Here is a 676-nt window from a genome sequence, read left to right on the forward strand (position 1 = left end):
GTATTTTTCCAGGCTGAACACGATGTGAGCCTGATAATATCCCCCTCTGTTTCATACCGGGTAATCAGTTTTAAAAAATCCCGGATATCCTTTAGTGCATCGATCATCAGCTGAATATCTGCTGCACCTTTTGTGTATCGCCCTTCCTCTCTGACCACACTGAATTTATCATCCCGCAACAGGCTGATAAAAAAATCGACCTGTCCTGGTGTAGGGTAATGGTTGTGGTTCAACATCCACTGTATGTCCGAGAGATGACGTTGCATGATTCTTGTTTTACTCAGTCGGATAAAGGGTTCTTCCGAGAGGCGAAGAAAAATGCCATTTAACCTCTCACGAACATAAGCGAATTCATTTACAGGGTCACAATCATACATGTTTGATATTTTCATCATCATTCAATCACATATAGATGATGGCATATAAAGGGATATAGCTGTACAGCGACCAGAACAGCCCCACAGGATCTTTGATCCATACGTTAACCACGACGCCAACACCAAGAAACAACGCCATACTGACAGAGCACACCAGAATCGGCCCCCCGACATAAAGCGCCAGCCAAAATACCAGGAATGCAGGGATAATCAGCAGAATGGACACTATAGTCGATGCACGCGAGGCCTCCCATCCCCGGTAAATCCAGCACGCTTTGAGCACACCGCAGACCTGCCCG

Annotated in this window: 1 protein-coding gene and 1 pseudogene; both read right to left on the reverse strand. The window is 46.0% G+C overall.

The window, feature by feature from the left end:
• Window positions 1-398 (reverse strand): hypothetical protein (locus tag CWM53_RS00885; RefSeq protein ID WP_227521681.1); only part of this gene is annotated, 398 nt, incomplete at its 3' end.
• Between the two features lie 4 nt (window positions 399-402).
• Window positions 403-676, reverse strand: a pseudogene (locus tag CWM53_RS00890) (hypothetical protein); the annotation flags it as partial.

Source organism: Klebsiella sp. A-Nf5, assembly GCF_002810545.1.
Taxonomy (GTDB): domain Bacteria; phylum Pseudomonadota; class Gammaproteobacteria; order Enterobacterales; family Enterobacteriaceae; genus Klebsiella; species Klebsiella variicola.